Source organism: Streptomyces sp. NPDC051963, assembly GCF_044593495.1.
Classification (GTDB): domain Bacteria; phylum Actinomycetota; class Actinomycetes; order Streptomycetales; family Streptomycetaceae; genus Streptomyces.
Window position 1 is genome coordinate 891,900 of the sequence record NZ_JBIUCC010000004.1, and the last position, 12,936, is coordinate 904,835.

At 71.7% G+C, this 12,936-nt stretch carries 11 protein-coding genes; 4 read left to right on the top strand and 7 right to left on the bottom strand.

What is annotated here, in order from left to right; all coding sequences use genetic code 11:
* Positions 1-4 precede the first annotated feature (4 nt).
* From recA to ACIHFB_RS20615, 3 genes are all read right to left on the bottom strand, one after another.
* Positions 5-1,132: a recombinase RecA gene (recA, locus tag ACIHFB_RS20605; RefSeq protein WP_365285210.1), complete on the bottom strand. Its 1,128-nt coding sequence runs from the start codon at positions 1,130-1,132 to the stop codon at positions 5-7.
* Between the two features lie 244 nt (positions 1,133-1,376).
* Positions 1,377-2,612 carry an AI-2E family transporter gene (locus ACIHFB_RS20610; protein WP_365285208.1) on the bottom strand — a complete coding sequence of 412 codons (1,236 nt, stop codon included), beginning with the start codon at positions 2,610-2,612 and terminating at the stop codon, positions 1,377-1,379.
* Positions 2,613-2,671: 59 nt separating this feature from the next.
* The gene (locus ACIHFB_RS20615) at positions 2,672-2,866 is read right to left on the bottom strand and encodes a DUF3046 domain-containing protein (protein ID WP_365285206.1); all 195 of its coding nucleotides are present in this window, start codon (positions 2,864-2,866) and stop codon (positions 2,672-2,674) included.
* Positions 2,867-2,946: 80 nt separating this feature from the next.
* Here ACIHFB_RS20615 and ACIHFB_RS20620 point away from each other — a divergent pair, with 80 nt between their 5' ends.
* Positions 2,947-3,891 (top strand): hypothetical protein, encoded by a 945-nt coding sequence (locus ACIHFB_RS20620; protein WP_400127546.1) that lies wholly within the window; start codon positions 2,947-2,949, stop codon positions 3,889-3,891.
* 14 nt (positions 3,892-3,905) lie between these two features.
* Here ACIHFB_RS20620 and ACIHFB_RS20625 read toward each other — a convergent pair whose 3' ends face one another.
* The 3 genes from ACIHFB_RS20625 to ACIHFB_RS20635 are packed head-to-tail and all read right to left on the bottom strand — an operon-like array spanning position 3,906 to position 5,820.
* Positions 3,906-4,214, bottom strand: coding sequence for an AzlD domain-containing protein (locus ACIHFB_RS20625; RefSeq protein ID WP_365285202.1), 309 nt, complete (start codon positions 4,212-4,214; stop codon positions 3,906-3,908).
* A complete protein-coding gene (locus ACIHFB_RS20630; protein ID WP_365285200.1) occupies positions 4,211-4,957 on the bottom strand; it encodes an AzlC family ABC transporter permease in 747 nt (248 codons plus the stop codon). Before ACIHFB_RS20630 ends, ACIHFB_RS20625 begins: the two co-directional genes overlap by 4 nt.
* The gene (locus ACIHFB_RS20635) at positions 4,858-5,820 is read right to left on the bottom strand and encodes an AraC family transcriptional regulator (RefSeq protein ID WP_365285198.1); all 963 of its coding nucleotides are present in this window, start codon (positions 5,818-5,820) and stop codon (positions 4,858-4,860) included. Before ACIHFB_RS20635 ends, ACIHFB_RS20630 begins: the two co-directional genes overlap by 100 nt.
* 93 nt (positions 5,821-5,913) lie before the next feature.
* On the opposite strand from ACIHFB_RS20635, the gene ACIHFB_RS20640 reads away from it, so the two are divergent.
* From ACIHFB_RS20640 to ACIHFB_RS20650, 3 genes are all read left to right on the top strand, one after another.
* Positions 5,914-10,905, top strand: a complete 4,992-nt coding sequence (locus ACIHFB_RS20640) for an ATP-dependent helicase (protein WP_365285196.1) — start codon at positions 5,914-5,916, stop codon at positions 10,903-10,905.
* 93 nt (positions 10,906-10,998) lie between these two features.
* Entirely contained in the window at positions 10,999-11,838 is an 840-nt protein-coding gene (locus ACIHFB_RS20645) for a DNA-formamidopyrimidine glycosylase family protein (protein ID WP_365285194.1), read from the top strand.
* 90 nt (positions 11,839-11,928) lie between these two features.
* Positions 11,929-12,693 (top strand): SDR family NAD(P)-dependent oxidoreductase, encoded by a 765-nt coding sequence (locus ACIHFB_RS20650; RefSeq protein ID WP_365285192.1) that lies wholly within the window; start codon positions 11,929-11,931, stop codon positions 12,691-12,693.
* On the opposite strand, the gene ACIHFB_RS20655 is transcribed toward ACIHFB_RS20650, so the two are convergent.
* The gene (locus ACIHFB_RS20655) at positions 12,641-12,919 is read right to left on the bottom strand and encodes a hypothetical protein (protein ID WP_365285190.1); all 279 of its coding nucleotides are present in this window, start codon (positions 12,917-12,919) and stop codon (positions 12,641-12,643) included. The two genes, ACIHFB_RS20650 and ACIHFB_RS20655, sit on opposite strands and share 53 nt — an antisense overlap.
* Between the last annotated feature and the right edge of the window lie 17 nt (positions 12,920-12,936).

Sequence of the window (12,936 nt, forward strand, 5' to 3'; positions counted from 1 at the left end):
GGCGTCAGCTCTTGGCGGTGACGGCCTTGGTCTTGGCGGCCTTGGCTGCCGCCGCTGCCGTTACCGGCTTCGCGGCGTCGTCGGTGGTGGCGGAGACCGCGGCGTCCGCGCCCGGTACGGCCGGCGGCTCCTCCGGTCGCACGCCGACGCCCAGCTTCTCCTTGATCTTCTTCTCGATCTCGTTGGCCAGGTCGGGGTTGTCCTTCAGGAAGTTGCGCGCGTTCTCCTTGCCCTGGCCGAGCTGGTCGCCCTCGTACGTGTACCAGGCGCCGGCCTTGCGGACGAAGCCGTTCTCCACGCCCATGTCGATCAGACCGCCCTCGCGGCTGATGCCCTGGCCGTAGAGGATGTCGAACTCGGCCTGCTTGAAGGGCGGCGCGACCTTGTTCTTGACGACCTTGACGCGAGTGCGGTTGCCGACCGCGTCGGTGCCGTCCTTCAGGGTCTCGATGCGACGGATGTCGAGCCGCACCGAGGCGTAGAACTTCAGCGCCCGGCCACCGGTCGTGGTCTCCGGCGAGCCGAACATCACGCCGATCTTCTCGCGGAGCTGGTTGATGAAGATCGCGGTGGTCTTCGACTGGTTGAGCGCGCTGGTGATCTTCCGCAGCGCCTGGCTCATCAGGCGGGCCTGGAGACCGACGTGGCTGTCGCCCATCTCGCCCTCGATCTCCGCGCGCGGGACGAGCGCGGCGACGGAGTCGATAACGATCAGGTCGAGGGCGCCGGAGCGGACCAGCATGTCCACGATCTCCAGCGCCTGCTCGCCGTTGTCCGGCTGAGAGAGGATCAGGTTGTCGATGTCGACGCCGAGCTTCTTCGCGTACTCGGGGTCGAGGGCGTGCTCCGCGTCCACGAAGGCGACCTGGCCGCCCGCCTTCTGAGCGTTCGCCACCGCGTGCAGGGTCAGCGTGGTCTTACCGGAGGACTCCGGTCCGTACACCTCCACCACGCGGCCGCGCGGCAGGCCGCCGACGCCGAGGGCGACGTCGAGCGCGGTCGACCCGGTGGGGATGACCTCGATGGGCTCGTTCGGCCGCTCGCCCAGGCGCATCACCGCGCCCTTGCCGAATTGCCGTTCAATCTGTGCGAGCGCGGCGTCCAGTGCCTTCTCGCGGTCGGTACCTGCCATGGGTTCCACCCGGTTTGCTTGAGTCGATCGCTTCACGTCAAAGACGCTAACGCCTGCCACTGACAATGCGCCCCGACGCCCGTCCGGCCTGTGGATAACTCGGGCACATCTCCGTCCAAACCCGGTGGAAGTCTCCTTCGAGAGTCTCACCGGAGCTCCAATAAGAATGGATGTTCGATTTTCGTGTCAAGCGCACCACTCGACACCTCCGAGCCTACGTTCGAGGTCCGACAACGCCCCGGGTTCAGCGCTCCGTGCGGTGCCTTCGCGCCCACAGCCCACGCGCCCGCTTGAGCAGGCCGGGCCCCTGTTCTCCCGCCCTGCGCCCGTAGACACGGGGATCGTCCGTGACGTCGTACCGCTTCACATAGGCCCCGAGGAACGCCTGGAGCGTGGCGATCGCCGGGATGGCGATCAGCGCACCGACGGCACCGAGGAGGGCGGTGCCGGCGACGACCGAGCCGAAAGCGACCGCGGGATGGATGTCGACGGTCTTCGAGGTCAGCTTGGGCTGGAGCATGTAGTTCTCGAACTGCTGGTAGATCACGACGAAGATCAGCACCCACAGCGCGTACCAGGGATCGACGGTGAAGGCGATCAGCATCGGCAGGGCGCCGGCGAGATAGGTACCGATGGTGGGGATGAACTGGGAGACCAGACCCACCCACACGGCGAGCACGGGCGCGTACGGGACGTCCAGTATCTGGAGCAGGATGTAGTGCGCGATTCCGGAGACGAGCGCCATCAGGCCGCGCGAATAGATGTAGCCGCCGGTCTTGTTGACGGCGATCTCCCACGCGCGCAGCACCTCGGCCTGTCGGACGGGCGGCAGCACCGAGCAGATCGCGCGCCGCAGCCGGGGGCCGTCCGCGGCGAAGTAGAAGGAGAACAGCGCGATCGTCAGCAGTTGGAACAGGCCTCCGAGCACCTGGGTGGACACGTCCAGGACACCGGTGGCGCTGTTCTGCACGTAGTTGCGCAGCCAGTCGGAGCGGAGCAGGCCCTCCTGGATGTCCACCCGTTTCAGATCGGTGTGGAAGTGTGCGTTGATCCAGTTGATGACGGAGTCGAGATAGTCCGGGAATCCCTCGACGATCTTGATGATCTGACCCGCGAGCATCGAGCCGAGCAGCGTGACGAAACCCGCGGCCAGAATCACTACGGCGAGGAAGACGAAGAACGTGGCCAGCCCGCGGCGCATACCGCGCGAGGCCATCCAGCTCACCGCGGGTTCTATGGCCAGGGCCAGGAAGAACGCGATCAGGATGTTGATCAGCAGGCCGGTGAGTTCGTGGAAGGCCCAACTGCCCAGCTGGAACACGGCGATGAGAGCGAGCGCGAGCACCATGGCGCGCGGCAGCCAGCGCGGCATGCGGGAGCCCGACCCGGCGGCGCCGTCGGCCGGGGGCCGGGTGGGCGGCGTCGTGCCGAGCGGGGATGCCTGCGGGGTCACCTGGCCGGTCTCGTCAGTGCGTGCCACGGTGCAAGTCTCACCCACGGCACCGACAATCGGGGCCGTCCTGCGATCTTCGTGACCTGTCAGCGCTTCTCTTGTGGCACGTTCATGACCGCGCACACCACACGCCACACGTCCTTGGCGTCCCAGCCGGCGTCCAACGCCCCGTGCACCGTGCGCCCGCCGAGCTCCGCCATCACGTGGTCACGCGCGAACGTATCGGCGTATCCCTGACCGAAGTGGTCAGCCATCCGCTGCCAGAAGACCGTCAACCGCATGACACCAGTATCCCGCCCCTGAGAGTGGGCCTCGGCCGGGAGCCCTTGCCGAGACCGCTTTCCGTCCTACGGTCTGTCGCATGGCCGAATCCGGAGCTTCCCCACTCCCCCCGACGCCCCCGGCGCACTCCCCGCTCCTGCGCGCCGAGCGCTTCGTCTGGCTCACCGCGCGCGTGCTGGAACAGCGCCTCTTCGCCCACCACTTCCTGCACGGCAGCTCCGACCCGGTGGAGACCGCACTGGACGCCTACCGCAACGAGGACGGCGGATACGGCCACGCTCTGGAACCCGACCTGCGCGGCCCCGTCAGCCAGCCCCTGCACACGGGGCACGCCCTGCGCGTGCTGGACTCCGTCGGGCGCTGCGGCGGGCAGCGGGTGGAGCGCGTGTGCCGCTATCTGACCTCTGTCTCCACTGCGGACGGCGCGCTGCCGGCGGTCCTTCCCAGCCAGCGCGACTACCCCTCCGATCCCTTCGTGCAGATCGCCGACGACCCGCCCAGCGATCTCCTCGCCACCGGGCCGGTGGTCGGCCTGCTGCACCGCAACGAGGTGTGGCACGCCTGGCTGTTCCGGGCCACGGACTTCTGCTGGCACACGGTCGAGTCCCTGAAGCAGTCCCACCCGTACGAGATCGAGGCGGCCGTGGCCTTCCTGGACTCCGCACCCGACCGCCCGCGCGCGGAGGCGGCCGCCGACCGCCTCGGCCGCCTGGTACGTGAGCACCGGCTCGCGGCACTGGACCCGGAGCGCCTCGACGCGTTCCCGGTCGCGCCCGGCTACGCCACCGGCGAGCACCACTTCCCCTACGACTACGCCAAGACCCCGAGCTCTCTCTCGCGCGCGTGGTTCACGGACGACGAGATGGAACGCTCCCTGGACCACCTGGCGAGCCGACAGCAGGAGGACGGCGGCTGGCCCATCACCTGGCGCCGGTGGGCGCCGGGCACAGCCCTGGAGGCACGCCCCATGGTGACGATCGAGGCGCTGCGCACACTCAAGGCGTACGGCCGGACCATCGGCTGACCCCGGGGCCCGCCTCAGCCGCCCAGGGCGCGCACTCCCGCGGTCACCACCACGGCCGCCGCGACGACCAGCAGGAAGGGAGCGCGCAGCACTAGTGCGACGACGGCGGCGACGAGACCGGCGGCCCTGGCGTCCAGCACCAGGGCACGGCCGTCGGCGAAGGTCTGCTGGGCCGTGAGGGCGGCGAGGAGGGCGACGGGCAGCAGGGCGGCGAGGCGCCTGACGAGCGGCCTCTCGAGGGCACCCGCGGGCACGAGCAGTCCGGCGAGTTTGACGGCGTAGCAGCCGACGGCGGTCGCACCGATCGCGATCCAGATGTTCAACGGGCTTCCTCTTCCGAGTCGTCGCGTACGGCGCCCTTGCGCCGGCCCTCCAGGAAGAGCACCAAGGGTGCCGCGAGCGCGGCCGCCAGGACCGGCACTCCGGCCGGCAGCACGGGCAGGAGTCCGAGTCCCAACAGGACGGCAAGAGCGGTGACGGCCCGCTCGGTGGCGGACGTCAGCATCGGCGCGAGCAGCGCCAGGAAGACGGCGGGACCGGCCGCGTCGAGGCCCCACGCGTCCGTGTCGCCGATGGCCTCGGCGCCCAGCGCGCCGAGCAGCGTGGTGAGGTTCCACAGCACGTACAGGCTGAGCCCGGTGACGGTGAAGCCGATGCGGACACTGCGTCGCGTCGGCTGCGCCAGCGCCACGGCCGCGGTCTCGTCGATGACCCACTGGGCGGCGAACGGCCGCACCGCGCGCGGGAGGGCCAGCAACTGCGACAGCCGCAGTCCGTAGAAGGCGTTGCGCACACCCAGGAAGAAGGCACCGGCGGCCGCCGTGAGCGGGTTGCCGCCGGCCGCGAGCGCCCCCACCAGCGCGAACTGGGAGGCGCCGGTGAACACCAGCAGGCTGAGCGCACAGGTCTGCAGGAGCGTGAGCCCGCTGCCGGCCGAGGTCACCCCGAAGGCGAACCCGGACAGTCCTACGGCGACCCCGACTCCGAGCGCGTCCCGGACGACGGCCGCGTCGGCCCGGTCTCCTTCTCCGGCGCGTGTGTCCGGGAGAGCTGTCTGTTCTGCCACGCCTCGGACGGTAGGAGGAGCGGCTGCCCTGCGTCTTGTACGTTCTTGCGCTCACGCCGGTACGCCCCCGGCGGCACCCCCACGATCCGGGTGAAGTGGCGGTTCAGGTGGGGCTGGTCGGTGAACCCCACTGTCACAGCCGCCTCGGCGGGCGTCGAACCCGCGTCCAGCAGCCGCCGAGCCTGCCGCACGCGCGCGTCGGTCAGCCAGGTGTGCGGCGGCATTCCGTAGGCGTCCCGGAAGGCCCGGAGCAAGGCGAAGGGGCTGGTCCCGAACTCGGCCGCCAAACGCTCCAGCGTCGGCGGTTCGGCCATCCGCTCCTCCAGCACCGCACGCGCGCGTGCCGCGATCCGCGCACCCGCCGTCCGTATGTCCCGCCGCGGCAGCGGCCCGCCGTTCAGCCTGAGCAGCCGGGTCACCACGACCCTCAGCAAGGTGTCGGCGGCCAGCGCGTTGCCCTCGTCGGCGGCTCGGAGCACTTGATGCACCAGGCTCACGGTGTACGGATCGTCGACCACCGGACTGACGAAACCGGGGGTACCGCGGATCGCCGTGGTCTCCGCGGCGATCTCCGCCACGACCTCCGGCGAGGGGTAGACGGCGCCGTACCGCCATCCCTCGGGCACGCCCGCGCGGCCCGTGTGCGCGGTGTCCGGGTTGACCAGCGCGAGCGCGCCGGGGCCCGCGTACTCGTCGGCGCCGCGGTGGTGGAACACCTCCACTCCCTCGGCTATGGCTGCGATGACGAAGTTCTCGTGCGTATGCCGGACGAAGGTCTTGTGGATGTACCGGGCCCGCAGCAGATCGACACCGGGCAGATCCGCGTACTGCCAGTGCCGCGCCCGCTCGTCCGAACCCACCATGCCCCCATTCTCACCGCGATCCCGCCCACACCGCTGCCGGTTATGTCGCCGCAGGTCAGAGCCATTGTCAGTGGGCGGGTGCAGGATGGACGCATGGTCAGCTCCGCACATCGAGCCCTCGACGGCTTCTCCCCCGCGACCCGCGGCTGGTTCACGGGGGCCTTCTCCGCGCCCACCGCGGCCCAGGCGGGCGCGTGGCAGGCCATCGGGGAGGGCTCGGACGTGCTGGTGGTGGCCCCCACCGGCTCCGGCAAAACCCTGGCCGCGTTCCTGGCGGCCCTCGACCAGCTCGCCGCGACACCCCCGCCGGCCGACCCCAAGAAGCGCTGCCGCGTCCTCTATGTGTCCCCGCTGAAGGCCCTCGCGGTCGACGTCGAGCGCAACCTCCGCAGCCCGCTCACCGGCATCCGCCAGGAATCCGTGCGCCTGGGCCTGCCCGAGCCCGAGGTCAAGGTCGGCATCCGCTCCGGCGACACCCCGCCCGCCGAGCGCCGTGCCCTGTCCACCCGCCCCCCGGACATCCTGATCACCACCCCGGAGTCCCTGTTCCTGATGCTGACGTCAGCCACGCGCGACGCACTGACCGGCATCGAGACGGTGATCCTGGACGAGGTGCACGCGGTGGCCGGCACCAAGCGCGGCGCCCACCTCGCGCTCACCCTGGAGCGGCTCGACGAACTGCTCCCGAAGCCCGCCCGCCGTATCGGCCTGTCCGCCACCGTCCGCCCGGTCGACGAGATCGCCCGCTATCTCTCCCCGCGCCGCAAGGTGGAGATCGTCCAGCCCAAGTCCGGCAAGGAGTTCGACCTCTCGGTCGTCGTCCCGGTCGAGGACCTGGGCGAACTGGGCGGCTCCCCGGTGGCCGACGGCAGCGAAGGGGCGGAGCGCCCCTCGATCTGGCCGCATGTGGAGGAGCGGATCACCGACCTCGTCCAGGCCCACCGCTCGACGATCGTGTTCGCCAACTCCCGCCGCCTCGCGGAGCGACTGTGCAACCGGCTCAATGAGATCGCCTACGAGCGGGCCACCGGCGAGCCTCTGGACGAGCACCACGCCCCGGCCGAGCTCATGGGCGGCTCGGGGGCCGCCCAGGGCGCCCCGCCCGTCATCGCGCGCGCCCACCACGGCTCGGTCTCCAAGGAACAGCGCGCCCAGGTCGAGGAGGACCTCAAGGCGGGCCGCCTCCCCGCGGTGGTCGCCACATCCAGCCTCGAACTGGGCATCGACATGGGCGCGGTGGACCTCGTCGTCCAGGTCGAATCACCCCCCTCCGTGGCCTCCGGCCTCCAACGAGTGGGCCGCGCGGGACACCAGGTCGGCGCCGTCTCCACCGGCGTGGTCTTCCCGAAGTACCGCGGCGACCTGGTCCAGGCGGCCGTGGTCACCGAGCGCATGCGCACCGGCTCGATCGAGTCCCTGAGGGTGCCGGCCAACCCCCTGGACGTCCTCGCCCAACAGCTCGTCGCAATGACGGCGATGGACACCTGGCAGCTCGACGACCTCCTCGCCATGGTCCGCCGGGCCGCGCCCTTCGCCTCGCTGCCGGAGTCGGCGTTCACAGCCGTGCTCGACATGCTCGCGGGCCGCTATCCGTCCGACGCGTTCGCCGAGCTGCGCCCGCGCGTGGTGTGGGACCGCGTCGCCGGCACGATCACCGGCCGCCCCGGCGCACAGCGCCTCGCCGTCACCTCCGGAGGCACGATTCCCGACCGGGGCCTCTTCGGGGTGTTCCTCGCCGGAGCCGACCCGAAGAAGGGCGGCGGCCGGGTCGGCGAGCTCGACGAGGAGATGGTCTACGAATCCCGCGTCGGGGACGTCTTCACCCTCGGCACCAGCTCCTGGCGCATCGAGGACATCACCCGCGACCGCGTCCTGGTCTCCCCCGCGCCGGGCGTACCGGGCCGGCTCCCCTTCTGGAAGGGCGACCAGCTGGGCCGCCCGCTCGAACTGGGCCGTGCGGTCGGCGCGTTCCTCCGCGAGGTCGGCTCCCTGCCCAAGGACGACGCCCGCCTCCGCCTGCTCGCCGCGGGCCTGGACGCCTGGGCCGCGGACAACGTCCTGTCCTACCTGGACGAACAGCGCGAAGCCTGCGGCCACATCCCGGACGACCGCACGATCGTCGTGGAGCGGTTCCGCGACGAGCTCGGCGACTGGCGGGTCGTCGTCCACTCCCCCTTCGGCGCCCAGGTCCACGCCCCCTGGGCCCTGGCGCTCGGCGCCAAGCTCTCCGAGCGGTACGGCATGGACGCGCAGGTCATGCACGCCGACGACGGCATCGTGCTGCGCCTGCCCGACGCCGACCTCATGGGGCTGGATCTGCTGGACCAGACACCTATGAAGGCGGGCACCGAATACGACGCCGAGCAGGCCCCGGTCGGCGCGGCGGACGTGGTCTTCGACAAGGGCGAGGTCGACCAGGTCGTCACCGACCAGGTGGGCGGCTCGGCGCTGTTCGCGGCCCGTTTCCGCGAGTGCGCCGCCCGCGCGCTGCTCCTGCCGCGCCGCAACCCCGGCAAGCGCACCCCCCTGTGGCAGCAACGCCAGCGCGCCGCCCAACTGCTCCAGGTGGCCAGCGAGTTCGGCTCGTTCCCGATCGTCCTGGAAGCGGTCCGTGAATGCCTCCAGGACGTCTTCGACGTCCCCGGACTCGTCGAGCTGATGGGCGATCTGGAGTCCCGCAAGGTCCGCCTTGTCGAGGTCACCACCCCGGAGCCCTCCCCGTTCGCCCGCTCCCTCCTCTTCGGGTATGTCGCCCAGTTCCTCTACGAGGGAGACTCGCCCCTCGCCGAGCGCCGGGCCGCCGCCCTGTCGCTGGACTCGCGCCTGCTGGCCGAACTGCTCGGCCAGGCGGAGCTGCGCGAGCTGCTCGACGCCGAGGTCCTGACCGAGCTGGAGAAGGAACTCCAGTGGCTCACCGAGGACCGCCGCGCCAAGGACGCCGAGAGCATCGCCGATCTGCTGCGCCTGCTCGGCCCGCTCACCGACGCCGAGTTGGCCGAGCGGGGCGCCGAACCGCAGTGGGCCCAGGAGCTGGCCGGCGCCCGCCGCGCCATCCGCGTCCGGATCGCCGGCGCCGACCACTGGGCGGCGATCGAGGACGCGGGCCGCCTGCGGGACGCGTTGGGCACAGCGCTGCCGGTCGGTGTCCCCGAGGCGTTCACCGAGCCGGTCAAGGACCCGCTGGGCGACCTCCTCGCGCGGTACGCCCGTACGCACGGCCCGTTCACGTCGGCCACCGCGGCCGCCCGCTTCGGTCTGGGCGTGGCGGTCACCGAGGGCGCGTTGCAGCGACTGGCGGCGAACGGCCGTGTCGTACAAGGCGAGTTCCACCCCGCGGGCATCGGTCAGGAGTGGTGCGACGCGACGGTGCTGCGCCGACTCCGGCGCCGTTCGCTGGCCGCGCTGCGGCAGGAGTTGGAGCCGGTGACTCCGCCCGCGCTGGCCCAGTTCCTGCCCCAGTGGCAGCACATCGGCAAGGGCCACGGGCTGCGCGGCATCGACGGTCTGGTGCGTGCCGTGGAGCAGTTGCAGGGCGCGTCCGTACCGGCATCGGCGCTGGAGAAGCTCGTCCTGCCGTCCCGCGTCGCGAACTACACACCCGCCATGCTCGACGAACTCACCGCCGCCGGAGAGATCGTGTGGGCCGGCGCGGGCGCGCTCCCCGGCAAGGACGGCTGGGTCTCCCTGTATCTGGCGGACGCGGCCCCACTGCTCCTGCCACCCCCGCACCCCCTGGAACTGTCCGCGCTCCACCAGTCCGTCCTGGACACCCTCTCCGGGGGCTACGGCCTGTTCTTCCGCCAGATCGCCGACCAGATCCGGGCCACCACCCACCCTGACGCCACAGACCCCCAACTGGCCGATGCCGTCTGGGACCTGGCCTGGTCGGGCCGTCTGACGAACGACACCCTCACACCCATGCGTTCCCTCCTGGGCTCGGGCCGCACCGCAGGCTCCACGGCCCACCGCGCCAAGCGCACGATCCCACGCGGACGCTACGGCTCGTTGACCGCCGCCGCCCGCCCCGCCTCGCGCACCGGCCCGCCGACCGTCGCCGGCCGCTGGTCCCTGCTACCGGATCGCGAACCCGACACCACCGTTCGCGCCCACGCGCTCGCCCGCACCCTCCTCGACCGGCATGGCGTGGTGACGCGGGGAGCCGTCTCCGCAGAAGGCGTCGAGGGCGGCTTCTCGGCGACGTACCGCATCCTGTCCGCCTTCGAGGACAGCGGCCAGGCAAGGCGCGGCTACGTGGTGGAGGGCCTCGGCGCCGCCCAGTTCGCCATGGACGGCGCGGTCGACCGCCTCCGTGCGGTGGCGTCCGCCCGCGAGCGGGGCGAGGCCCTGCCACCGCAGCCGTACAGCGACGGCACCCACCAGCCCTTCGACGCCTCCGACGGGTTCCCACCGGGTGCCTTCGAGTGGACCGACGGCCCCACAGCAGGCGGCTTCGAGTCGAGCGCCGGCTCCACACCGGGCAGCGACTTCGGCACCCCAGGTGTAGACGACAGCTTCGAAGACGGCTTCAGCACGCCCCACACCCCCACCGCCCCCAGCACTCCCACCACCCGCCCCAACTCCCCCCGCTCCCGCGACGAGTACACCTCCCCGCGCGACTTCCCCCCGCCCCGTACCAGCCCCCCGTACTACTCCGGCCCGGGCTTCGCCCCCCACCGCACCCGCCCCACCCCCGACTCCCGAGCCGTCGTCCTCGCCGCCGCCGACCCCGCGAACGCGTACGGCGCCGCGCTCCCCTGGCCCGAACCCCCGACCGGCGCCGGGCACAAGCCCGGGCGCAAGGCGGGCTCCCTCGTGGTCCTCGTCGACGGCGAGCTGACGCTCTACATGGAGCGCGGCGGCAAGACACTCCTGGCCTGGCCCTCCACCCCGGACGGCACGGCCGCGGACGACCCACGCCTGCGCGAGGCAGCGGAAGCGCTCGCCACAACCGCCCGCGCGGGTTCCCTCGGCACGGTCACGGTGGAGCGCGTCAACGGCACCTCCGCCCTGACCTCCCCCATCGGCGGCCTCCTGGAAGGATCCGGTTTCATCGCAACTCCCAGGGGCCTGAGACTGCGGGCGTGACCCACGCGCAGGTGCATGCCACCGGAGCACGGCAACAGGGCACAGCACCGGAAGACACGGCGGCACCCACCACCCGAAGGAGAACGAACCCCCATGCCCGAAGGAGACACCGTCTGGCAAGCCGCAAGGCGCCTGCACGGCGCGCTCGCGGGCCAGGTGCTGACCCGGAGCGACCTCCGCGTGCCGAAGTACGCCACCGTCGACCTCACCGGCCGCACCGTCCTGGACGTCACTCCTCGCGGCAAGCACCTCCTCGCCCGTATCGAGGGCGGCCTGACGCTCCACTCGCACCTACGGATGGACGGCGCCTGGAAGGTGTTCGCCGCAGGCCGGCGCTGGTCCGGCGGCCCCACCCACCAGATCCGTGCCATCCTCGGCGCAGCCGACCACACAGCCGTCGGCTACCGCCTCCCCGTCCTGGAACTCCTGCGCACGACCGACGAGCACCGCGCCGTCGGCCACCTCGGCCCCGACCTCCTGGGCCCGGACTGGGACCCCGACCGCGCCCTGGTCAATCTCCTCGCCGACCCCGCCCGTCCCCTCGGCGAAGCCCTGCTCGACCAGCGCAATCTGGCCGGTGTCGGAAACGTCTACAAGAGCGAGCTCTGCTTCCTGCTCGGCGCCACCCCCTGGCTCCCCATCGGCGCCCTCCCCGCCGAACGCGCCGCTCAGCTCCCCGCCCTCGCCAAGAAGCTCCTGGAGGCCAACCGCGAGCGCCCCGCCCGCACGACGACGGGCCGCCGCGGCCAGGACCTGTTCGTGTACGGCCGCGCACCCCGCCCCTGCCTCCGCTGTCAGACGCCGATCCGCTTGGCCGACCAGGGCGACGGCTCCCGCGACCGCCCCACGTACTGGTGCCCGACCTGCCAGACGGGCCCCGCCCCTACCCCCGGCGCCTCTCGCAGGAAACGGAACCCGACCCCGTACGACTGAGCCGGCCCCATACCGACGCCCCCCACGCGACGGAACCCACTCCCGTCCAACTAATTGACGACCCGTCAGAATCCCTCGTACCGTCCTTTCATGCCCGTCAAGGCGTACGACCTCACCGGCCGCACCGCATTCGTCACCGGCGCCGCGAGTGGCATCGGCCGGGCTTCGGCGGTCCTGCTCGCGGAGGCGGGAGCCACCGTGCACTGCGCGGACCGCGACGCACAGGGCCTGCATGAGACGGCGACCCTGATCAAGGACGCGGGCGGCCTGGCCCACACGCACCCCCTCGACGTCACCGACCGCACACAGCTCAGGCAGGCCGTCCAGTCCTGCACACAGCTGCACGTCATGGCCGCGGTCGCCGGAATCATGCACAACAGCCCCGTCCTGGACACCAGGGACGAGGACCTCGACCGCGTACTGGACGTCAACTTCAAAGGCGTGCTGTACGCCTGCCAGGAGGCCGCCCGACTGATGCTCGCCCAGCAGATCAGGGGCAGCATCATCACCATGGCGTCAGGAGCCGTCGACACCGGCGGCCCCGGCCTGCTCTGCTACGGCGCGGCCAAGGCGGCCGTGGTCCAGCTGACGAAGACCCTGGCGGCCGAGATCGGCAGACACGGCATACGCGTCAACGCCGTCGCACCGGGCTGGATCCGCACCCCCATGACGGACCGCCATGACAGCGAGGCTCAGACGCACACCGAGTCGCTGATGGCCCGGAGATCGCCGCTGGGCCGGGTCGGCGAGCCGGAGGACGTCGCCCACGCCGTCCTGCACCTGGCGTCGGACGCGTCGGCCTTCACAACGGGTCAGATCCTGCGCCCGAACGGCGGGGTCGCGATGCCCTGGTAGCGACGCCCGACCGCCAGACCTCACGCCACCGCCCGGCCTCCAGGGCGCCGGCCGCCCGCACCTTCGGCACACAGTGCACCGGCAGCAGACTCAGCCCCCATCCCCCGGCGGCGACAGCACCCTCCAGCACCCCGGCATCGGGCGACAGCGCGAGCCGCAGTACGGCCCACCACCACAGCGCCCCGAGCCCGAGCGGCGCCCCCCAGCGCACTATCGACCCCGTCATGGCACCACCACCTCCGG

Bases quoted from the DNA above. Each gene is read 5' to 3' on its own strand.
- recA (WP_365285210.1), bottom strand. From the start codon at position 1,132: ATGGCAGGTACCGACCGCGAGAAGGCACTGGACGCCGCGCTCGCACAG.
- ACIHFB_RS20615 (WP_365285206.1), bottom strand. From the start codon at position 2,866: ATGCGGTTGACGGTCTTCTGGCAGCGGATGGCTGACCACTTCGGTCAG.
- ACIHFB_RS20620 (WP_400127546.1), top strand. From the start codon at position 2,947: ATGGCCGAATCCGGAGCTTCCCCACTCCCCCCGACGCCCCCGGCGCAC.
- ACIHFB_RS20635 (WP_365285198.1), bottom strand. From the start codon at position 5,820: ATGGTGGGTTCGGACGAGCGGGCGCGGCACTGGCAGTACGCGGATCTG.
- ACIHFB_RS20640 (WP_365285196.1), top strand. From the start codon at position 5,914: ATGGTCAGCTCCGCACATCGAGCCCTCGACGGCTTCTCCCCCGCGACC.
- ACIHFB_RS20645 (WP_365285194.1), top strand. From the start codon at position 10,999: ATGCCCGAAGGAGACACCGTCTGGCAAGCCGCAAGGCGCCTGCACGGC.
- ACIHFB_RS20650 (WP_365285192.1), top strand. From the start codon at position 11,929: ATGCCCGTCAAGGCGTACGACCTCACCGGCCGCACCGCATTCGTCACC.
- ACIHFB_RS20655 (WP_365285190.1), bottom strand. From the start codon at position 12,919: ATGACGGGGTCGATAGTGCGCTGGGGGGCGCCGCTCGGGCTCGGGGCG.